The following is a 19,552-nucleotide window of genomic DNA, read 5'->3' on the forward strand; positions in this document are numbered from 1 at the left end:
AGATTTAAACCGGGATTCACCGGGCCGTAAAGGTAACAACCCGCACCGGCCCGGGTTACGCCCCCGCTTCACGTTTCGCTCATGAATCCAGCCGCCGCCATCCAGCCGCCCCGCACGCCCGCCGAGTGGGCCGCCTACTACCAGCTGCGCTACGCCGTGCTGCGCCAGCCCTGGCAGCAGCCCCCCGGCTCGGAGCGCGTACCGGCCGACGATGAGGCCGGTACCATTCACGCCCTGCTACTGGCCGCTGCCTCAGCGGCTCCCGAGGCCCTGGCCGTGGGCATGCTGCAACCCACCGGCACCCGCCAGGGCCAGATTCGCTTCATGGCCGTAGCCCCGGACGCCGCCGGGCAGGGCCTGGGCCAGCGCGTGACAGCGTATCTGGAAGAGCAGGCGCGGGCGGCGGGCCTGGGCGAAATCGTGCTACACGCGCGGCAGGCCGCCGTTGGTTTTTATGAGAAGCTGGGCTACGCGGTAGTAGAGCCTTCGCACCTGTTGTTTAGTGAAATTCAGCATTTTTTGATGCGTAAGCAGCTGTAAGATGTACCGTGGACGCTGTGAGTCCGCGCGAGTGAATATTCAACCGCACGGACTCACAGCGTCCACGATACATCAGCCGAACTTCTCGCGGCCGCGCCAGAGGTCGAAATACATGCGGAAGTCGCCCAGCAGCGAGTACCGCGGGTGCTGAAACGTGGCCGGCCGGTTGTGCTCGACGAAGAAATGGCCCACCCAGGCAAAGCCGTAGGCCGCCACCACGCCGGCCGCCAGCCAGTTCCAATTGTCGGTGCGCAACAGCATACCCAGGCAGATAATAAACAGCGTGGTGCCCACAAAATGCAGCACCCGCGTGCCCCGCCGGCTGTGTTCGCGCAAGTAGCGCGGATAAAACTCGGCGAACGTGAGCGGCTGCGTGGACATGGCAGAAGTGCGAAAAAGGTAAAACCACGGCTTTTCAGACCTGAAAGCACCGCTCTCAGCAAATGAAGCAAATTTTCCGGCAATCTTGCCGGCGCAATTCCCCTTCGCTCATGTCCGACCAAAATCCGTTCCTCCCCGACCTCGCCACCATGGTGACTGCCTACAACCAGATGAACCACTATGGCCGCACCAACGGCATGGAGCTGACGGTGAGCACCCCCGGCCAAATCGAATACCGCATGCGCATCCGCGAAGAGCACCTTTCCTCGCCCAACACCTGCCACGGCGGCGTAATTGCCGGCCTGATGGATGCGGCCCTGGGCGCGGCCGCCCTCTCGTTGGCCTTCACCAAGCTCGAATTAGTGTCCACCGTCGAATTCAAGATGAATTACCTGCACGCCGTGCACCTGCACGATGAGCTGGTGGCGCGTGGCGTAGTCGACCACAGCGGCAACTCCCTAGTAGTGAGTAGTTGCGTAGTCTACCGCCTAAAGGACGGCCACGACGATGTGGCCGTAGCACGCGGTCTGGGCACCTTCAACCGCTACCCGGCCTCTAAGCGTGATTTCGCCCAGCTGTTGATGGGGTAAGTCGAGTTAAGCGTTAAAAGTGAAAAGGCCCGTCTGACAATTCAGACGGGCCTTTTTAACTTTTAACGCTCAACTCTTAACTTTTACCTACTGCTAGAGCTCGGCCGTGGCGTGCACGCCTACGGGCTCGTACTCGTCTTCGCCGTCGGTCATTTGCGGGGCGGTGACTTTGCGCACGTTGCGGGCGCAGTCCTCGTCGCGGTGGTTGCGGCCCACGGTGAACTCCACCCAGTCGCCTTCGCGCAGGTCGTTGAAGTCACCTTCAGTAAGGTCGGCGTAGCTGAAGAACAGGTTGTTGGGGGGCATTACCACGAAGCCAAAACCGTTTTTCAGGTTCTTGATGGTGCTCATACCGAGTGTGCCCACGGGGCCGGCGGCGGTTGGGCCGGTGGGCCGGGCCAGCTTGGGCGCGGCCGCCGTGTTGGGCGCAAAAGCAGCGGGCTCCGACTGGCTCACAAACATGGCTTCCACCACCTCATCCTGCTGGGCGAGGCCACGGTCAATCACGTCGTGCATGGCCACCGGATAGGTCACCTGCTCCAGCAGCTGCTGCGAGGCGCGCGTAACCCGGGTTTCGCCCTTGAAATCTTCGTATTTGAAATCCCAGTTCAGCAGCATTACGCGGGTGCCCACGGTGTTGAGCTTGCGGATGAGGGGCACGTAATCGCTGTCGCCGGCGATGAGCACCACAACATCGAGGGTTTTGTGCAGGGCGAGCTCAAGGGCTTCGAGGCTGAGCCACACGTCGATGCCTTTTTCCTGGAGGCGGCCGTCGCGGGTTTTCAGGGCCATGTAGTGCGTTTGCACGCCCAAGTTCATCAGGATATCGTCGAGCAGGCGGTCGTGGAACAGGCGGTCCTTGTCGCGGGCTTCGGTAGCCGAGAGGCGGCCCCGGAAAAAGTGCGCGTCGGTAATCTGTGCCAAGCGCACGTCTACATCCTCTTCTTCGGCCACCTGGTGGCGAATGTACTCGTGCAGGCCTTCGAGGCTGATACGGGCCTTGCGGTCGTGCTGGAAATAATAATAGTCGCTAATTTTTAAGAAATAGTTGCCGTCATAAAAGACACCAACCCGAATCAAGGGGCTGTTCATCTGGTTCATGGGATGCGTTAAGTAAAGTTAGAGAAGTGTTTTGAGTGGGCTAGGAGAGTGAATCAAGTAGAAATGCCGGAACAACACGCGACAAAATACTCGTCACCTGTCCCGGCTCTCAGTATAATTAGCAAGAAAACTCCGGCGCGACAGCTCGCTAAAAAGCGGTGGCTGACGGGATTAAAATGTAGCTTAATTGATTTTTAATGATACCGGCTGGCGAAAACGATTGAAAACGCAGAATAATAACACGATTCAATGCCAAATCGACCCTAATTTACCAGCATATCTGCTGCGAAGCTAACGGTCTTAGCTGACTTATGCAATAGTGCCCACAATCAAGCGGATGGCGCTTCTAGCGCCGCCAAGCCAATCGGCGGGAGGCGGCCCGGCTAAAAGCGCATGTGCCCCAGCACCAGCCCCAGCACCAGCAGCGCGTAGCCCACGCAAATGCCCACTTCCATGGCGTTGCCGCTAGCCGAGCCGGTGCTGATAAGTGGCACTTTAAACGAGAACCCTGAAATGGGCAAAAGCCACCGCACGCCCGATTTGGTGAGCGTATCGGCCAGCAAGTGGGAGGCGTAGCCACTGCCCGCATACAGAGCCACGCCGCGCCAGCCCAGGTGCTGGTCGGCGAGGTAGCCGATGTAAGTCCAGAGCGCGGTGGCCCAAATAGTGTGCGTCCAGGAGCGGTGGGTGGTGAAGGGGGCCAGCGCCACGAACGTGCCCAGCAGACTTAGCCAAAGCTGCTCGGTATAGAGGCCGGCCACCACCGTGCCCAAGCCCGTGAACAGCAGCGCCAGCCGCCGGGCCGAGCCGCCCTGCATGCCCACGCCAATAAGCCCGAAGGCCAGCGCCGCCGTGTAGTACAGCCGCTGCTCGGCCCCGGGGGCCCGCTGAAAGTAGGCGTAGGCGGCCAGGGCCAGCGCCCCGGCGGCAAAGGCCCAGCGCACATAATTTTGGGTGAAGCCGAGACGCTTGCTAAGGCGGCTTTCGGGATGGTCGAGGTCGGGGGCGAGGCTGGAGAAGCCGGCCAGGGCAATGCCGGCCAGCGAAAACGGAATGCCCGGCACCAGCCCGGCTACGGCCACGCCGGTAATGAAGCCAATGGCCAGGTGGGAAGAGCCGCGCATTAATTGTTGTTTCTGGTTATTTGTTCCTGGTTTCGCTGGTCATGCTTCGCTGCGCTCTACATGACCGGCGGGCCGCGAAGCTACGGGCAGCCCCGGAAACCTTCGCTGCCCCTGCTGTGTATTTACCCCGCTGCCCGACCGGAGAAATCTCCGGCCGGGCTACTTCATTTGCCCCGCCCTAGCCTGATTACTTGTGCAAGTAGCTGATTTTCTTCGCCTATACCGTTTATCCCCCGAATTGCAGGTGCTGGCCGCGCGCCTGCGCGACGCCGTGAAGCCCGACGCCGACCGGCCGCGCCTGCACCTGCGCGGGCTGGTGGGCAGCCAAGATGCCGTGGTGGTGGCCGCCGTGGCCCAGCCGCAGCATCCGCACGTATTCATTCTGCACGACAAGGACGAGGCGGCGTATTTCCTGGCCGACCTGCAGCACCTGCTGCCCGAGGGGCCGGAAGTGCTGCTGTTTCCGAGCTCCTACAAGCGGCCGTATCAGTTCGACGAAACGGAGAATGCCAACGTGCTGATGCGCGCCGAGGCCCTGAACCGCATCAACACGACGCGGGCGGCCGGCACCGGCAACAGTGTATTCATCGTGACCTACCCGGAAGCGCTGACAGAGAAGGTGATAAACCGGCAAAGTCTGGTGAAGAACACCTTCAACGCCAAGGTGGGCGACAAGCTGGACGTGAATTTTCTGGGTGAATTGCTGGGCGAATACGATTTTGAGAAAACGGATTTCGTGTACGAAGCGGGGCAGTACGCGGTGCGCGGCGGCATTGTGGACGTGTTCAGCTACGCGAATGAATTGCCGTTTCGCCTCGAATTATTCGGCGATGAAATAGAGAGCATTCGCACGTTTAATCCGGAAACGCAGCTGTCGGTTGACACGAAGGCCACCATCAGCATTATCCCGAATGTGCAGACCAAGATGCTGACCGAAACGCGGGAAGCTTTCCTTGAATTTCTGCCCCGCACGGCCTGTATCTGGGCCAAAGACGTGCGCCAGACACTGGACGTGGTGACGGAATTATTTGAAAAAGCCGAAGCTAATTTTCAGCAGATGCTGAGCGAGAGCGGCGGGATGCAAATAGTGAGCAAGCCCGGCGATTTATTCGAATCGGGTAAAAGCTTTAAAAAACTGTTTGATGAATTCGCGGTGGTGGAATTCGGCAAGCGCTTTCACTTCAAAAACGCCGATACGTTTCAATTCACCGCCAAGCCGCAGCCGAGTTTCAACAAGGAATTCGAGCGCATGGTGAAGAATATCAAGGAGAACCAGCACCGGAATTTCACTACGATAATTACCGCCGATACCGTGCGCCAGGCCGACCGGCTGCGGACGATTTTTGACGAATTAGATAACAACGTGCAATTTCAGCACTTGCTGCTGGCGCTGCGCGAAGGCTTTATTGATGAGCAGCTTGAGTTAGCCGTTTATACCGACCACCAATTATTCGAGCGGTATTACCGGGCGCAGGAAGCGCGCAAATTCTCGAAGAAAAAAGCCCTAACCCTGCGCGAATTAAAAACGCTGCAACCCGGTGATTATGTGACGCACCAAGACTACGGCATTGCGCGCTTTGCGGGCCTCACGCAGGTGGAGATAAACGGGCAGATTCAGGAGGCCATTCGGCTGGTTTATCGGGATGATGACTTGCTGACGGTGAGCATTCACTCGCTGCATAAGATTGCAAAATACAGCGGCGCGGAGGGTTCGCCGCCCACCATGAGCAAGCTGGGCTCGCCGGAGTGGGAGAACAAGAAGAAGTCGGTGAAGAAGAAGGTGAAGGACATTGCGGCCGACCTTATCCGGCTGTATGCCAAGCGCAAAACCGCGCCGGGCTTTGCCTTTTCCATTGACGGATTTTTGCAGGCCGAGCTGGAATCGAGCTTCATTTACGAGGACACGCCCGACCAGGCCAAGGCTACCGAGGACGTGAAAAACGACATGCAGCAGCCCCACCCAATGGACCGGCTGATTTGCGGCGACGTGGGCTTTGGCAAAACGGAAATAGCCATTCGGGCGGCGTTTAAGGCCGTGGCCGATGGCAAGCAGGCGGCCGTGCTGGTGCCCACCACCATTCTGGCCATGCAGCACTACAAGACTTTCCGCGACCGGCTGGCCACGCTGCCCGTGACGGTGGAATACATCAACCGGTTTAAGTCGACGAAGCAGATTAAGGAAACCCTGGGGCGCGTGGCCGAGGGCAAAACCGACATTCTCATCGGCACGCACCGGCTTACGAATAAGGATATTAAATTTAAAGACCTCGGAATTTTAATTATTGACGAAGAGCAGAAATTCGGCGTCAAGACCAAGGATAAACTCAAGGAATTGAAGGTGAACGTGGATACGCTCACGCTTTCGGCCACGCCCATTCCGCGCACGCTGCACTTCTCGCTGATGGGGGCGCGCGATTTGAGCGTGATTGCCACGCCCCCGCCCAACCGGCAGCCGGTGAATACGGAATTGCACGTGTATGATGAGATATTGATTCGCGACGCGGTGGCGCGGGAATTGAAACGCGGCGGGCAGGTGTTTTTCGTGCATAACCGGGTGAAGGATATTGAGGAAATGGCCGCTACGATTCTGCGGTTGGTGCCGGATGCGAAAATCACCTTCGCCCATGGGCAGATGGACGGCGAAATGCTGGAAAAGCGCATGATGAAGTTCGTGGAGGGCGAGTACGACGTGCTGGTTTCAACCAACATCATCGAATCGGGCCTCGACATTCCCAATGCTAATACCATCATCATCAACCGCGCCCACCTGGCCGGCCTGAGCGACCTGCACCAGATGCGCGGCCGCGTGGGCCGCTCCAACCGCAAGGCCTACTGCTACTTACTCACGCCGCCGGTGGCCCAGCTGCCAGCCGATGCCCGCAAGCGGCTGAGCACGCTGGAGGAGTTTTCGGACCTCGGCGCAGGCTTTAACGTGGCCATGCGCGACCTCGACATTCGCGGCGCGGGCAACCTGCTGGGCGGCGAGCAATCGGGCTTTATCAATGATTTGGGCTACGAAACCTACCACCAGATTCTGGACGAGGCCGTGCAGGAATTGAAGGAAACCGAATTCCGTGACCTGTTCCTGGGCGATGCCAACTCGCAGCAGCGCCTGCAGCTGGCGGCCGGCGCGGGCCGCAGCCACGAGTGCAACGTGGAGACCGACCAGCAGGTGCTCATTCCCGAAAAGTACGTGAGCAATGTGTCGGAGCGCCTGCAGCTTTACGCCAAGCTCGACCGTGCCCAGAAGCCGGAGGAGCTGCGCAAGCTGCTGGCCAGCATGGTGGACCGCTTCGGCCCGCTGCCCCCCGAGGTGGAGCAGCTGGCCGACATTGTGCGCCTGCGCTGGCAGGCCTGCAAAGTGGGCTTCCACAAAATCACGCTCAAGCGCGACACGCTGAAAGGCTACCTGCCCGCCGACGACGACCACAAGGCCTATTTCCAGGGCGAGCAGTTCGGCACCATCCTCAACTACGTGCAAACGCACCCGCGCACTGCCAAGCTCAAGGAGCACAAGGCGCAACTGATTGTGACGTTTGAGGAAGTACGCTCCATTCAGGAGGCCAAGCGTGTGCTGAGCGAGCTGGGCAGCGAGGAGGCGGTGGCGGCGTAGCGGTTAACCTGACCCCCTGCCCCCCTCTCCAAAAAAGAGGGGGGCAGGGGGTCAGGTGCACGCGGAGGGCGAAAACCGCCACGCTATACTATTCTAACCCATGAAATCCCTATTCTTCGCTGTTCTGCTACTGCCGCTACTCGCCACCGCCCAAACACCCAAAAACCCGCGCCTGAAGCACGAGCTCGATAGCATCTACACCGTGGACCAGCGCTGGCGGAGCATGCTGTTTGACCCGCGCATCAACCGGCGGTCCGACTCGCTGGCCCGGGCGCTGAGCGTGACGCGCGAAAGCCTGCCGACTTACATTCCGGGCCAGATGCTGCGCACCGACTCGACCAATCTGGGGCGAATGAAGGCAATTTTGAAGCAGTACGGCTACCCCGGCAAAACGCTGGTGGGCACGCCCGCCAACGAGGCCGCGTGGTACGTCATCCAGCACTCGCCCGACATAGCCCACTACCTGCCGCTCATCCAAAAAGCGGCCGACAAAGGCGAATTGCCCTTCTACCTCTACGCCCAGATGCTGGACCGCCAGCTCATGCGCGCCGGCAAGGAACAGCAGTACGGTACCCAGGCGATGGGCTACACCGTGCTGAACCCCGCCACCGGCCAGCGCGAGGCCCAACGGCCCTTCGTATGGCCCATCCGGGATGCGGCGGGCGTGAACGAGCGCCGAAAAAAAGCCGGCTTCCCCACCACCGTTGAGCAGAATGCCGCTAATTTGGGCATTCCGTACCGGGTGCTGACGTTGCCGGACGTGGAGAAAATGCCCAAAAACTAACGTTGCCTTATGACCATTCGCTGGCATTGCCTACCCTTCGAATCATTACCCTCCCTCATTCTCTACGACCTGCTGCGCCTGCGCTCGGAGGTGTTTGTGGTAGAGCAAAACTGTGTTTTTCAGGATATTGACCGCCAGGACATGGATGCCCACCACCTGCTGGGCTACAACGAAGCCGGCGAGCTGGCCGCCTACGCTCGCCTATTCGACGCTGGCAAGTGCTACGAGGAAGCCAGCATCGGGCGCGTCATCGTGGCCCAGCCGTTTCGGCGCTACAGCCTGGGCCGCGAGTTAATGCGGCAGGCCCTGGCGCATTCCGATGCACTCTTCGGGCCTCAACCCAATAAAATTGGCGCGCAGCAGCACCTGGAGCGGTTTTATAATGAGTTCGGCTACGAGCAGTGCGGGCCGATGTACGTGGAAGACGGCATTCCGCACATCCCCATGCGGCGGAGTTGAGCTAACCTTTAAGGTTATAAACAACTCCAACGTCATGCTTCGACTCCGCTCAGCATGACGTTGGAGTTGTTTAGAAAGTCACAAAAGGTGCTCAAACGGTCACGCTTCGACTCCGCTCAGCATGACCGTTCGGGGACTTTCTAAACAGCTTCGTTCTTTAACGTCCTCTCTTCTGTGCTAAAACGCGCTTATATCTCGCAGCCCTCGGGGCCGCAGGTGTCGCCGTCGGCCACCATGGTCAGGGCGGGTTTGGCGGGCTTGAACTCGTCGTACACCTTTGCCAGCACCTCGCCGAACAACTCGCTGGGCTGGGCTCCTGACACGGCGTATTTATCCTCGAACACGAAGAATGGCACGCCGCGCACGCCAATTTGCTGGGCGTGGTACTCGTCGAGGCGCACGGCTTCGGCGTAGGTGCCGGCCGTGAGGGCGGCGCGGCTTTCGGTGGCATCGAGGCCCACTTCGGTGCCAAGCTTCACCAGGTTGTCGAGGTCGCCGATGTTCTGGCCTTCGAGGTAGTAGGCAGCCATGAGACGCTCCTTGGTGGCATCCTGCCGGCCATGGTGCGCGCCGAGATGAATGAGCTGGTGGGCCAGGAACGTATTGGCCGGAATGGTTTTTTCGAACTGATAATTGAGGCCGACTTCCTTGGCGGCCTCCGTCATATAGTCGTTCATTTTACGGCCTTCCTCCACCGAAACACCCTTTTTCTTAGCCAATGACTCGTGGATGCTTTCGCCGGGAATAGGCTGAAAATCGGGCGTGAGCTGGAAGCTATGCCACACCACTTCCACTTCGTCGCGGTGCGCGAAGTCTTTCAGGGCATTCTCAAACTTGCGCTTGCCGATGTAGCAGAACGGGCAAACGACGTCGGACCAGATTTCAACTTTCATATCTTAGGGTTTTTCTGATGGCAATGGAAGAAACTACAAGAAACGGGAGCGGCGAAAAGTTTCGGAGGAAAGGCTGGAGCCAATAAGCAGCCTTTCCTCCTCACATAACCTTCCGCCCAAAACCCCGGTTAACAACCCCGGCCCCAACGCGGCCTTTTCCCTTTCAACAAACTTCAATTGCTCATGGAATATCAAAAATTAGGCTCCTCCGACGTTTCCGTTTCGCGCATCACCTTTGGCAGCTGGGCGGCCGGTGGCTGGATGTGGGGCGGTACCGAGCAGAACGACGCCGTGGGTGCCATCCACGCCAGCTACGAGCTGGGCGTGACCAGCATCGACACCGCGCCGATATACGGCATGGGCCTGAGCGAGCAGATTGTGGGCGAAGCCATCAAAACCCTGCCGCGCGACAAGGTGCAGATTCTCACCAAATTCGGCATGCGCTGGGATTTGGCCAAGGGCGACTTCGCCATGAAAACCAAGGACAACAACGGCCAGGACGTTGACGTGTACAAGTTCGCCGGCCGCGACAGCATCATCAAGGAATGCGAGGACAGCCTCAAGCGCCTCGGCACGGACTACATCGACCTCTACCAGCAGCACTGGCCCGACACAACCACGAGTATCGACGAGACGATGGAGGCCCTGAGCCGCCTCATCGAGCAGGGCAAGGTGCGCGCCGGGGGCGTGAGCAACTACTCGGTAGCCCAGATGCAGGAAGCCGAAAAAACCCTCCACCTCGCCTCCAACCAGGTACCCTACAGCATGCTGCGCCGCGATATCGAAACCGACGTGGTGCCGTACTGCATCGAAAACAACAAGGTCATTCTGGTGTACAGCCCGCTGCAGCTGGGCCTGCTGACGGGCAAGATGAAGCCCGGCCAGGAGTTCGGCGAGGGCGACCTGCGCAACGGCAACCGCTTCTTCACGCCGGAAAGCGTGAAGCGCGTGAACGACGTGCTGAATAAAATCCGCCCGCTGGCCGAAACCAAAAACGCCACCCTCAGCCAGCTCGTGCTGCGCTGGACGCTGGCGCAGCCCAGCATCACGGTGGCGCTGGTGGGCGCCCGCAACCCCGAGCAAGCCGTACAAAACGCCCGCGCTATGGATTTCAAGCTGACGTTTGAGGAGATTGATTTCATCAATAAGCAGCTAAAGACGCTGGAGACGGCAGCGGTGTAGTGTGTAGCGAATAAAAGAACGTCATGCCCCTCCCCTATCGCCGCCTCGTTGTCAAAATCGGTTCCAACGTCCTCACCCAAGATAACGGCTTGCCCGACCTCGCCCGCATGGAGCACCTTGTGGCCCAGATTGTGCAGCTTAAAGCGCAGGGCCTGGAAGTCATCGTGGTATCGTCGGGGGCGGTAGCGGCGGGGCGCAGCCTCATCACCCTGCCCGCCCAGGCCGATGCCGTGCGCAGCCGCCAGCTGCTGGCCGCCGTGGGCCAGGTGAAGCTGCTGAGCACCTACGCCGAGCTGCTGGCCCGGCACGGCCTGCTCTGCGCCCAGGTGCTGGTAACCAAGGAGGATTTCCGCGACCGCCAGCACTACCTGAATATGAAAAACTGCTTTCAGGAATTGCTCCAGCAGGACGTTATTCCCATTGTGAATGAGAACGATGTGATTTCCGTCACGGAGCTTATGTTTACGGACAACGACGAGCTGGCCAGCCTTATTGCCGCGCAGCTCGATGCCGATGCGCTCATTATCCTCAGCAACGTGGACGGCATTTTCACCGGCGACCCGCGCCTGCCGGAGTCGGAATTAATCAGGGAAATAGCGCCGGCTGATACGGGCTTCGACCAGTTTATTACAGCGCAGCGCTCGCAGTTTGGGCGCGGCGGCATGCTCACCAAGTGCCACATGGCGCACAAAGTGGCCAAGTTGGGTATCAGCGTGCACATTGCCAACGGCAAAACGGCCGATATTCTGCCCGGCGTGCTGGCCGGCACGGCGTTGAGCACTTGGTTTCGACCCAGCAAAACGGCCTCGGGCAAAAAGAAGTGGCTGGCCCACGCCCAAAGCGCCGCCAAGGCCGTGGTGCGCGTGAATGCCGGGGCCCGAGCGGCCCTGAGCACGCCCGGCAAAGCCGTGAGCCTGCTGCCGGTGGGCATTATCAGCATCGATGGGCAATTCCAGAAAGGCGATATTGTGCAGCTGGCCGACGAAGCCGGCCAGCTGCTGGGGCTCGGCATTGCCGAATACGGGGCCGAAAAAGCCCTGGAGCGGCTGGGCCAGCAGCACCAGCGCCCGCTGGTGCACTACGATTACCTGTTTTTGAATCCCGACCTGGGGTAGCGTTAAGCGTTGAAGCTCATCCTCAATTTTTAACTCCTAACCTTTAACGCTTAACTCTTAACTTCTCCACCGTGGACCTGACGCCCCTCTTCGCCGCCGCCCAGCACGCCAGCCGCACGCTGGTCACGGTGCCCGCTACCACCATCGACGCCCTGCTACGCGACCTGGCCGGTACCATGGTGGCCGAAACCGATTTCCTGCTGGCCGAAAATGCCCGCGATTTGGCCCTGATGCCCGAAGCCGACCCGCGCCACGACCGCCTGCGTCTCACCCCGGAGCGCCTGGCCGGCATCGCGGCCGACCTGCGCACCGTGGCCGGCCTGCCCTCGCCCCTGGGCCAAGTACTGGCCCAAAAAGACCTACCCAACGGCCTGCACCTAAGCAAAGTGCGCGTGCCGCTGGGTGTCATCGGCATCATCTACGAGGCCCGGCCCAACGTGACCTTCGACAGCCTGGCGCTGTGCCTGAAAAGCGGCAACGCCTGCCTGCTGAAAGGCGGTTCCGATGCCGCTTTCTCCAACGCCGCGCTGCTGGCCGTGGCCGCGCCCGTGCTGGCCCGCCACGGCCTGGACCCAGCCGTGGCCACGCTGCTGCCGCCCGACCGCGCCGCCACAGCGGCCCTACTGGCCGCCGTGGACTACGTCGATGTGCTGATTCCGCGCGGCAGCCAGTCGCTCATCAACTACGTGCGGGGAAATGCGCGGGTGCCGGTCATCGAAACCGGGGCGGGCGTGGTGCACACGTTTTTCGATGAAACCGGCGATTTAACCAGCGGCGCGGCCATCATCGCCAACGCCAAAACCCGCCGCGTGAGCGTATGCAACGCCCTCGACTGCCTGCTGCTGCACCAGCGCCGGCTGGCCGATTTGCCGGCGCTGCTGGCCCCGCTGGCGGCCACCAAAGTGCAGCTTTTTGCCGATGCGCCGGCCTACGCCATGCTGGCCGGGCACTACCCGGCCGCGCTGCTGGCCCCAGCTACCGACGCGCATTTCGGCACCGAGTTTCTGGCCCTGAAAATGGCCGTAAAAACCGTGGTCTCCCTGTCCGAAGCCCTCGACCACATTGCCCGCTACGGCTCAAAACACAGCGAAGCCATTATCTCGGAAGATGTAACTAACATCGAAACGTTTTTGAATGCCGTAGATGCCGCCGCCGTGTACGCCAACGCTTCCACGGCCTTCACCGATGGCGCGCAGTTTGGGCTGGGGGCCGAAATCGGCATCAGTACGCAGAAGCTGCACGCCCGCGGCCCCATGGGCCTGGAGGAGCTGACGAGCTACAAATGGCTGGTGCGCGGCACCGGACAAGTCCGGAGTTCGTAACAGTACGTCATGCCTACTCCCCTCTATTTCCACGCCGTGCTGGAGCCGGGCGGCCCCAGCTTCATGCCCACCCAGACCATTGTGGTGCCGGCCGAAGTGCTGACAGCCCTCAGTGGCAAGGCCGCGAAGCGCGTCATCGTCACCATTCGCGGGCACGCGCTGCGGCTGGGACTGCTGCCGCTGGAAGGCGGCGGGCGCTACCCCATGCTGAACAAGGACGTGTGCGCCGCCGTGGGCATCAGGCTGGGCGATGAGCTGGAAATCAGCATTGAGCCTGGCCCTGACCACGTCGACCTGCCCGATGAGCTGGCCGAAGCCCTCGCCGCCTGGCCCGAGGCCGAAACCGCCGTCAACAGCTACAGCGGTTCGCACCGCCGGGCCATTGCCCGGCTGGTGGCCGAGGCCAAGCAGCCCGAAACCCGCATCCGCCGCGCCTTGACGCTGACCGAGCGGCTGGCGCGCGGCCTGCACTCGTTTCGGGGCGACTAGCCACTAGTGCTTCTCGATGCGGTGCACCGTGCTGCCCACTTTCAGCACGTAGAGCCCGGCGGGGATGCCGACCAGCGAAACTTCCTGAAGCTGTCCGCCCACCAGGGTTTCGTGCCGCAGCAGCTGGCCCGTCAGGCTCAGCAGGCGCACTTCGCAGGAAGCGGCCGCCAGGGCGGTGAGGTCGAGGGTGAGACGGTCGGTAGCGGGGTTGGGGTATAGGCCGATGGACTCGTTGCCGGCCTTCCGGCTCACGGTTACGACCTGGGAGTATTCGGCGCTGCCATCCAAATCAACCTGCCGCAGGCGATAGTAGCTCAGGCCGACCAAGGGGGCGGCATCGGTAGCAGCGTATGCCGTGGCGGTGGTGGCATTGCCCTGGGCGGCTACATCGCGCACGACGCTGAATGCCTCGCCGGTGGCGCTGCGCTCTACCACAAACCGGGCGCTGCTGCGCTCCGTGGCCGTAGTCCAGCGTAGCTCTACTTTGCCATTCGCGACTTCGGCCGTGAAGCTGGTGAGCTCCACGGGCAGTGGGCGCAGCGAGCAGAAGGTGGTGTTGGGGCCCACCGTGCCGGACGGCATATCAAACCCCAGCCTGGGCTGCGTATCGGTGTCGCAGAAATCGAGGCGGCCCGTTGCGCCAAAGATGCCGTAGTTGCGGGTGTAGCCGCCGGCCGTGATGCTGCCGCGCAGCGGTGCTGCTGGCCCCGAAAACACTCCGCTGTTTTCGTTCGTGAAATTACCCGACACGGCGATGGTACCGCTGTTATCTACGCGCCCGTTGCTGATGAACTGGCCCGTGACCCGAAACGTGGCCCCGCGGCTGTTGGTAAGCAGCGAGTTAGCGCTCAGGTCGCTCATGCCCTTGGTCATGAACATCACCCCGCCGTTGGTGATGGTGATGGTCGCGTCCATCCGCAGGTAGCTGTCGAGGGTGGCCGTGGAGCCGGCCGGGTTATTAAACGCGTTAGGGCCGGGTGTGGGGAAGTACTCTACCCTACTAAAAGTCAGGCAAGGCATAAAAACGGGGCGGCCCGACCTTTGAGGTTCCTACACGCTCAACTCGTTCCGCCCCATGAAGCAACGCCTCATCGCCAAAATTACGACCGTTTTACAACACCTGCCGGTGGTGCGCAACCTGGCTCGCCAAAAGTTTGTGAGCCAGTTCATTATCGCGCTGATAAAAAGCCGCAACGTCCAATTCTGCGAGGTGGCCCAGCACTTGAACGATGCCGTCAAGTTGGCCTCGAACGAAACCCGGATTCAGGATTTTTTCCGCGAAACGGACCTGAACTATCTGGTGCTGGCGCAGTTAGTGCTGGGCCTGCTGCCGGCCCAGGGCAAGCTGCGCCTGTGCCTGGACCGCACGGAGTGGGATTTCGGCCAGTGCCAGGTCAATATCCTGCTCGTGACCGTGGGTCAGGGCGCGTTTCACGTGCCCCTCTACTGGGAACTGCTCGACAACCGCAGCGGCAATTCCAACGCGGCTGACCGCATCGCCCTGCTCCGGGTCTGCGTCCAGGTGCTGGGCAAAGACCGGATTGGCCTGGTGCTGGGCGACCGCGAATTCGTGGGCCATGCCTGGTTCAAATGGCTCAAGGACAACGGACTGCCTTTTGTTATGCGTCTACCCCGGCACCATCTGCTCACTCACCCGAGTGGCCGCCGGCAAGCCATTACGGACCTGGGCCTGGCCGTCGGACAGACCCGGCGCTTCGCCCAGTGCCAGGTCGACGGGGTCTGGGGACAGGTCTGGGTCAAGGCCTTGACGGACGGGGATTTCCTCTTTCTTTTTGGCAACGTGGGCCTGCCGTACATGGGGCAGCTCTACGCCAAGCGCTGGACCATCGAGCAGTGCTTTCAGAACCTCAAAGGCCGGGGCTTCAACCTGGAGGCCAGTCACTTGCGCTGCCACCTGAAGTTGCGCAAGCTCGTGGCCCTGGTCAGTCTGGCGTACGCCTTTTGCCTGGGCGTGGGCACGGTAGCCGACCGGAAAAGCCAGCCCATCGGCCGCAAAAACCACGGCTACCGAGCCATGAGCCTTAGCCGACACGGCTTAAATATCCTGCGCCAGCTCAGCCGCCCCGGTACCGGGGCGGCTGAGAAGCTCGCCCGAATGGTGGAAACAGTATTGCGCTGGTTTTGCTGGCAAATTACTCGATATCAATTCACTAGAAAAATAGTAGGGTAGAGTAGTGGGGAAGATAATGCCCTTGGCCCAGGTGGCACCGTTGTTTACTACCAGCGAGCCCGTGCCGGCGAGAATAGCCGTCCAGGTCCCGCTGGTGTGGTTCACGGTGAGGGCACCGTTGTAGTTTATCTGCGCGGGCCACTGGCCCTGGTTATTCACGGTAATGGGGGCGGCGCTGTTGAAGGTAGACTCCTGCGCCCAGTTGCCGGTGCTGGTGTTGGTGATGGTGAAGACGGCCGCATTGCCACTGGTTTGCAGGTGGCCGCTCCAGCGGCCTTCGTTCACCACGGTCAGGTTGCCGGCGTTGGTAAGGTCAGGCGTCCAGGTCGCGTTTCGCTTGTTGGTGATGGTGCCCCCGGGCAGGTCCTGAATCTGAGCCGTCCACGACGCATAGTTATTAACAGTAATGGGCGCTTTAAAGTCATTGCCCACGTAGCCCGACCAAGTGGCCCCGGCTAACACCGTGGTGCCGCCATCGCGGCTCCCATTGTTGATGGTGACCGGCGAATTCAACTCGATGTTCTGCGAGGGTACCGCGCCCAGGTTGTGTATCAGCGTGCCGGTAAGGCCGTTGTTTACGGTCAGCCCGGCATTGCCGGCGATGGTGCCGTTGTTGATAATCGTCACATTATTACCTCGCACGCTCAGCCCACCCGTGTAGCTTACCCCGCTGCCAATGGTGACGGTTTCGCCCCCGACCAGCACAAAGCCAGCATTGGCATTCGTGCTGTTGATGGAAATGGTGCAGCTGATGCACTGCGCCAAGGAATTACCAGCCCCAATTGTCATAAACAACAGGGTGCCAGCCAGCACAGCCAGCTTACGAGCAACGCACCCTTTGGTGCCGGATACAGCAGCATAGAATTTTTCCATAACGAAAAAAAGAAAAACTAAAACATAAAAATGATGTAGCAAATCTAAAGCATTTTCAATAAATATAACAAGATTTTGATTTTATTTAATCATTTCCTGACACCCTCATTTACCGTAACCTCCCGCCTTTAGGCAGGAGGTTGCATTGGGACATAAAAAAGCCGCCGCTGCAAATGCAGCGGCGGCCTGGCCTATTCTGAGTTGGGATACCCACGCAGGCGGCTTCCGGCTCAGTCCTTGAGCACGATGCTCACCACCTTGCCGGGCTCGTCAACGGTGAACTTGCATTCATCGAAACCAGGCGCGGCGATGGTAGGCCGCACGTTGTTGGAAAAAGCATAAGGCTCGGTGGGGATGCCGAGGAAGTTCTTGTCGATTTTGTCGTTGTTGTTCAGGTCCTGGGTAATGGCCACGGCCCACTCGCCCCTGGGCAGCTCGACGGGCAGGGAGAACTCGCTCTTGCCCTGGGGCTTTACCGATTTGGAAAAGGCCCATTTCCCGCTTTTCAGGAAGCCTTCGCGGTTGTTGTAGAAGTACAGCCGCACGGAAGCAGTGGTGGATACCAGCGACGAAACAACCACCGTAACCGAGGTGGTTTCGTCGCGCGAGGCGGCGGGCACAGCGGCTCCCAGAAAGCTGCTGCCAATCAACAATGAGCAAAGCGGTAACACGTTCATAAGCGAATAATTTAGCTGGTGAGCGGTGGCGGGAAATACAATGCCAACGCCCGACTTTACGTAAAGAGTTCGATAACAACTGATTTCACCCGGCTAAATCGTCCATTCACCGAGGTTCTGACGCCCTACGCTGCCCTACTTCCCAACTTATTTGTTTTTCTATTACTGGAGTTGTTTAGAAAGTCACAAAAGGTACTCAAACGGTCATGCAGCGCGCAGCGCAGCATCTTGCTCGCATCGTTGAACGGGCCTGACGATGCGAGCAAGATGCTGCGCGCTGCATGACCGTTCGGGGACTTTCTAAACAGCTTCACTATTGCATTGCCACACCTGCTTACCAATCTGATGACCACCCGCCGCCTTTTCCCCCTGGCATTGCTGATGACTTTAGCGCTGGGCAGCTGCGAAAAAGACGACGCCACTCTGCCAACGCAGCCCACCGCGCTGCTGCAAAGCCGCTGGCAGCTAACGCAGATTGACAAGACCCCGGTGGCAACTTCCAGCTACGCCGAAACCAGTAAGTCCTACCTTGAATTTGTGGCGCTGGGCACCTGCACCGTGGGCCTGGAGCCGTGCAATAATTTCAGCGGCCGCTACGCCCTGGCAGCCGGCAGCCAGGAGCTGCACATCACGCCCCAGATTGCGACCCGCGCCACCTGTCCCGTGCAGGATTTGGAAACGCGCTACCTCGACAACCTAGCCCTGACGGCCCGCTACGAAATCAGCGGCAACGAGCTGCGGCTGTACGATGCCACCGCGCCGGCCCCGCGCCTGCTGTTTCGGCGCACGGCGCAGTAAGCCGGACAACCTCCGGCCCGCAAAGCCGGTAAGCAGCCCATTGGTGGGCCAGCGTCTGGCCCGCATCTTTACCGCATGGAAGGGCTAACGAAAATTGACGACCTCGGCAAACCACGCGTGGTGATTGTGGGCGGCGGCTTCGGCGGCCTGGAGCTGGCCAAGGCCCTGGCCGATGCGCCGGTGCAGGTGGTGCTGATTGACAAGCAGAACTACCACGCCTTTCAGCCGCTGCTGTACCAGGTGGCCACGGCCGGGCTCGATGAGGGCGACATCGTGTCGCCGTTCCGCAAAATCCTCAACCACCAGGAGAATTTCTACTTCCGGCTGGCCGAAGTTACCAGCGTCGACCCCGAGGCGCAGGTGGTGGAAACCAGCATCGGCCTCGTTCGCTACGACTTCCTGGTGCTGGCCACCGGGGCCACCACCAACTACTTCGGCGATGCCGAGATGGCCAAAAACGCCATTGCCATCAAGAGCGTAGAGGATGCCATCGAGCTGCGCAATACCGTGCTCTCCAACTTCGAGCAGGCCCTGCAGCTCGGCGACTACGAGCAGCTGAACAGCATGCTGGATTTTGTGATTGTGGGCGGCGGCCCCACAGGCGTCGAAATTGCGGGGGCGCTCAGCGAGCTGCGCACCCACGTTTTCCCGAAGGACTACCGCGAAATCGACTTCAAGGAAATGGACATCCACGTGGTGCAGAGCGGGCCGGTGCTGCTGAAAGGCATGTCGGCCAACTCCTCGGCCAAGTCCCTGGAATACCTGAAGAAGCTGGGCGTGCAGGTGTGGCTCGATACGCGGGTGAAGTCCTACGACGGCTACACCGTGACGCTGAACAACGGCCAGCAGCTCATTGCGCGCACCCTGATTTGGGCGGCGGGCGTGACGGGCGCACCCATCGCGGGCCTCAACGCCGACTGCCTGCTGGCCGGCAACCGCTACCTGGTGGACGGCTACAGCCGCGTGCACGGCTACGAGAACGTATTCGCCATCGGCGACATCGCCATCATGAAAACCGACGCCACCCCCGACGGCCACCCCATGGTGGCCCAGCCCGCCCTGCAACAGGGCGACTGGCTGGGCCGCAACCTCAAGCGCCAGCTCAACGGCCAGCTCATGGAAAACTTCGAGTACCACGACAAGGGCACGATGGCCACCATCGGCCGCAACCACGCCGTGGCCGACATCAAGCTCTTCGGCCGCGAATTCCACCTCGACGGCTTCATTGCCTGGCTGGCCTGGAGCTTCGTCCACGTCATTTCGCTGGTCAGCTTCCGCAACCGCGTCGCCGTATTTTTCTCCTGGGCCTGGAATTACTTCACCCAGGATAAGGGCCTGCGCTACATCATCGGCAAAACCAAAGCCCCGCTGGTGGAAAAGGATATGGAGGAAAAGGCGATTGTGTAGTGGTCAGTGGTTA

General features: G+C 60.3%; 18 protein-coding genes. 12 read left to right on the top strand and 6 right to left on the bottom strand.

Annotation, left to right across the window (positions count from 1 at the left end):
* Positions 1 to 81 precede the first annotated feature (81 nt).
* Positions 82 to 540 (top strand): GNAT family N-acetyltransferase, encoded by a 459-nt coding sequence (locus KQ661_RS00785; protein ID WP_216678907.1) that lies wholly within the window; start codon positions 82 to 84, stop codon positions 538 to 540.
* A gap of 72 nt (positions 541 to 612) precedes the next feature.
* Here the strand turns inward: KQ661_RS00785 and KQ661_RS00790 are convergent, their stop codons facing one another.
* Positions 613 to 921 (bottom strand): DUF962 domain-containing protein, encoded by a 309-nt coding sequence (locus KQ661_RS00790; protein ID WP_216685395.1) that lies wholly within the window; start codon positions 919 to 921, stop codon positions 613 to 615.
* Positions 922 to 1,031: 110 nt separating this feature from the next.
* Here KQ661_RS00790 and KQ661_RS00795 point away from each other — a divergent pair, with 110 nt between their 5' ends.
* Positions 1,032 to 1,511 (top strand): PaaI family thioesterase, encoded by a 480-nt coding sequence (locus KQ661_RS00795; protein WP_216678909.1) that lies wholly within the window; start codon positions 1,032 to 1,034, stop codon positions 1,509 to 1,511.
* A 93-nt stretch (positions 1,512 to 1,604) separates the two neighbouring features.
* Here the strand turns inward: KQ661_RS00795 and KQ661_RS00800 are convergent, their stop codons facing one another.
* Entirely contained in the window at positions 1,605 to 2,603 is a 999-nt protein-coding gene (locus KQ661_RS00800; protein ID WP_317196048.1) for an NYN domain-containing protein, read from the bottom strand.
* Positions 2,604 to 2,995: 392 nt separating this feature from the next.
* The gene (locus KQ661_RS00805; protein WP_216678911.1) at positions 2,996 to 3,736 is read right to left on the bottom strand and encodes a metal-dependent hydrolase; all 741 of its coding nucleotides are present in this window, start codon (positions 3,734 to 3,736) and stop codon (positions 2,996 to 2,998) included.
* A 193-nt stretch (positions 3,737 to 3,929) separates the two neighbouring features.
* Here KQ661_RS00805 and mfd point away from each other — a divergent pair, with 193 nt between their 5' ends.
* From mfd to KQ661_RS00820, 3 genes are all read left to right on the top strand, one after another.
* Entirely contained in the window at positions 3,930 to 7,349 is a 3,420-nt protein-coding gene (gene mfd / locus KQ661_RS00810) for a transcription-repair coupling factor (RefSeq protein ID WP_216685396.1), read from the top strand.
* Positions 7,350 to 7,449: 100 nt separating this feature from the next.
* Positions 7,450 to 8,133 carry a DUF6624 domain-containing protein gene (locus KQ661_RS00815; RefSeq protein ID WP_216685397.1) on the top strand — a complete coding sequence of 228 codons (684 nt, stop codon included), beginning with the start codon at positions 7,450 to 7,452 and terminating at the stop codon, positions 8,131 to 8,133.
* A gap of 9 nt (positions 8,134 to 8,142) precedes the next feature.
* Positions 8,143 to 8,592 (top strand): GNAT family N-acetyltransferase, encoded by a 450-nt coding sequence (locus KQ661_RS00820; RefSeq protein ID WP_216678914.1) that lies wholly within the window; start codon positions 8,143 to 8,145, stop codon positions 8,590 to 8,592.
* 188 nt (positions 8,593 to 8,780) lie between these two features.
* Here KQ661_RS00820 and KQ661_RS00825 read toward each other — a convergent pair whose 3' ends face one another.
* Positions 8,781 to 9,485, bottom strand: coding sequence for a DsbA family oxidoreductase (locus tag KQ661_RS00825; RefSeq protein WP_216685398.1), 705 nt, complete (start codon positions 9,483 to 9,485; stop codon positions 8,781 to 8,783).
* A 183-nt stretch (positions 9,486 to 9,668) separates the two neighbouring features.
* Between KQ661_RS00825 and KQ661_RS00830 the strand changes: the two genes are divergently transcribed.
* From KQ661_RS00830 to KQ661_RS00845, 4 genes are all read left to right on the top strand, one after another.
* Positions 9,669 to 10,667: an aldo/keto reductase gene (locus KQ661_RS00830; protein WP_216685399.1), complete on the top strand. Its 999-nt coding sequence runs from the start codon at positions 9,669 to 9,671 to the stop codon at positions 10,665 to 10,667.
* 23 nt (positions 10,668 to 10,690) lie between these two features.
* Positions 10,691 to 11,782, top strand: a complete 1,092-nt coding sequence (gene proB, locus KQ661_RS00835; protein WP_216678917.1) for a glutamate 5-kinase — start codon at positions 10,691 to 10,693, stop codon at positions 11,780 to 11,782.
* Positions 11,783 to 11,853: 71 nt separating this feature from the next.
* The gene (locus KQ661_RS00840) at positions 11,854 to 13,104 is read left to right on the top strand and encodes a glutamate-5-semialdehyde dehydrogenase (RefSeq protein WP_216685400.1); all 1,251 of its coding nucleotides are present in this window, start codon (positions 11,854 to 11,856) and stop codon (positions 13,102 to 13,104) included.
* A 9-nt stretch (positions 13,105 to 13,113) separates the two neighbouring features.
* Entirely contained in the window at positions 13,114 to 13,593 is a 480-nt protein-coding gene (locus KQ661_RS00845) for a YdeI/OmpD-associated family protein (protein WP_216685401.1), read from the top strand.
* Between the two features lie 3 nt (positions 13,594 to 13,596).
* Here the strand turns inward: KQ661_RS00845 and KQ661_RS00850 are convergent, their stop codons facing one another.
* Positions 13,597 to 14,613, bottom strand: a complete 1,017-nt coding sequence (locus KQ661_RS00850) for a T9SS type A sorting domain-containing protein (RefSeq protein WP_216685402.1) — start codon at positions 14,611 to 14,613, stop codon at positions 13,597 to 13,599.
* Between the two features lie 55 nt (positions 14,614 to 14,668).
* Here KQ661_RS00850 and KQ661_RS00855 point away from each other — a divergent pair, with 55 nt between their 5' ends.
* Positions 14,669 to 15,784, top strand: a complete 1,116-nt coding sequence (locus KQ661_RS00855; protein ID WP_216685403.1) for an IS4 family transposase — start codon at positions 14,669 to 14,671, stop codon at positions 15,782 to 15,784.
* A gap of 1,103 nt (positions 15,785 to 16,887) precedes the next feature.
* Here KQ661_RS00855 and KQ661_RS00860 read toward each other — a convergent pair.
* Entirely contained in the window at positions 16,888 to 17,334 is a 447-nt protein-coding gene (locus tag KQ661_RS00860) for a DUF2141 domain-containing protein (RefSeq protein ID WP_216678921.1), read from the bottom strand.
* A 321-nt stretch (positions 17,335 to 17,655) separates the two neighbouring features.
* On the opposite strand from KQ661_RS00860, the gene KQ661_RS00865 reads away from it, so the two are divergent.
* Together KQ661_RS00865 and KQ661_RS00870 are read left to right on the top strand one after the other, a co-directional pair.
* The gene (locus KQ661_RS00865; protein ID WP_216685404.1) at positions 17,656 to 18,132 is read left to right on the top strand and encodes an META domain-containing protein; all 477 of its coding nucleotides are present in this window, start codon (positions 17,656 to 17,658) and stop codon (positions 18,130 to 18,132) included.
* Positions 18,133 to 18,207: 75 nt separating this feature from the next.
* A complete protein-coding gene (locus KQ661_RS00870; protein WP_216685405.1) occupies positions 18,208 to 19,539 on the top strand; it encodes an NAD(P)/FAD-dependent oxidoreductase in 1,332 nt (443 codons plus the stop codon).
* Positions 19,540 to 19,552: the final 13 nt, after the last annotated feature.

This window comes from Hymenobacter siberiensis, assembly GCF_018967845.1.
Lineage (GTDB): Bacteria > Bacteroidota > Bacteroidia > Cytophagales > Hymenobacteraceae > Hymenobacter > Hymenobacter siberiensis.

Bases quoted from the DNA above. Each gene is read 5' to 3' on its own strand.
- KQ661_RS00785 (WP_216678907.1), top strand. From the start codon at position 82: ATGAATCCAGCCGCCGCCATCCAGCCGCCCCGCACGCCCGCCGAGTGG.
- KQ661_RS00790 (WP_216685395.1), bottom strand. From the start codon at position 921: ATGTCCACGCAGCCGCTCACGTTCGCCGAGTTTTATCCGCGCTACTTG.
- KQ661_RS00795 (WP_216678909.1), top strand. From the start codon at position 1,032: ATGTCCGACCAAAATCCGTTCCTCCCCGACCTCGCCACCATGGTGACT.
- KQ661_RS00800 (WP_317196048.1), bottom strand. From the start codon at position 2,603: ATGAACAGCCCCTTGATTCGGGTTGGTGTCTTTTATGACGGCAACTAT.
- KQ661_RS00805 (WP_216678911.1), bottom strand. From the start codon at position 3,736: ATGCGCGGCTCTTCCCACCTGGCCATTGGCTTCATTACCGGCGTGGCC.
- KQ661_RS00815 (WP_216685397.1), top strand. From the start codon at position 7,450: ATGAAATCCCTATTCTTCGCTGTTCTGCTACTGCCGCTACTCGCCACC.
- KQ661_RS00820 (WP_216678914.1), top strand. From the start codon at position 8,143: ATGACCATTCGCTGGCATTGCCTACCCTTCGAATCATTACCCTCCCTC.
- KQ661_RS00825 (WP_216685398.1), bottom strand. From the start codon at position 9,485: ATGAAAGTTGAAATCTGGTCCGACGTCGTTTGCCCGTTCTGCTACATC.
- KQ661_RS00830 (WP_216685399.1), top strand. From the start codon at position 9,669: ATGGAATATCAAAAATTAGGCTCCTCCGACGTTTCCGTTTCGCGCATC.
- proB (WP_216678917.1), top strand. From the start codon at position 10,691: ATGCCCCTCCCCTATCGCCGCCTCGTTGTCAAAATCGGTTCCAACGTC.
- KQ661_RS00845 (WP_216685401.1), top strand. From the start codon at position 13,114: ATGCCTACTCCCCTCTATTTCCACGCCGTGCTGGAGCCGGGCGGCCCC.
- KQ661_RS00850 (WP_216685402.1), bottom strand. From the start codon at position 14,613: ATGCCTTGCCTGACTTTTAGTAGGGTAGAGTACTTCCCCACACCCGGC.
- KQ661_RS00855 (WP_216685403.1), top strand. From the start codon at position 14,669: ATGAAGCAACGCCTCATCGCCAAAATTACGACCGTTTTACAACACCTG.
- KQ661_RS00860 (WP_216678921.1), bottom strand. From the start codon at position 17,334: ATGAACGTGTTACCGCTTTGCTCATTGTTGATTGGCAGCAGCTTTCTG.
- KQ661_RS00870 (WP_216685405.1), top strand. From the start codon at position 18,208: ATGGAAGGGCTAACGAAAATTGACGACCTCGGCAAACCACGCGTGGTG.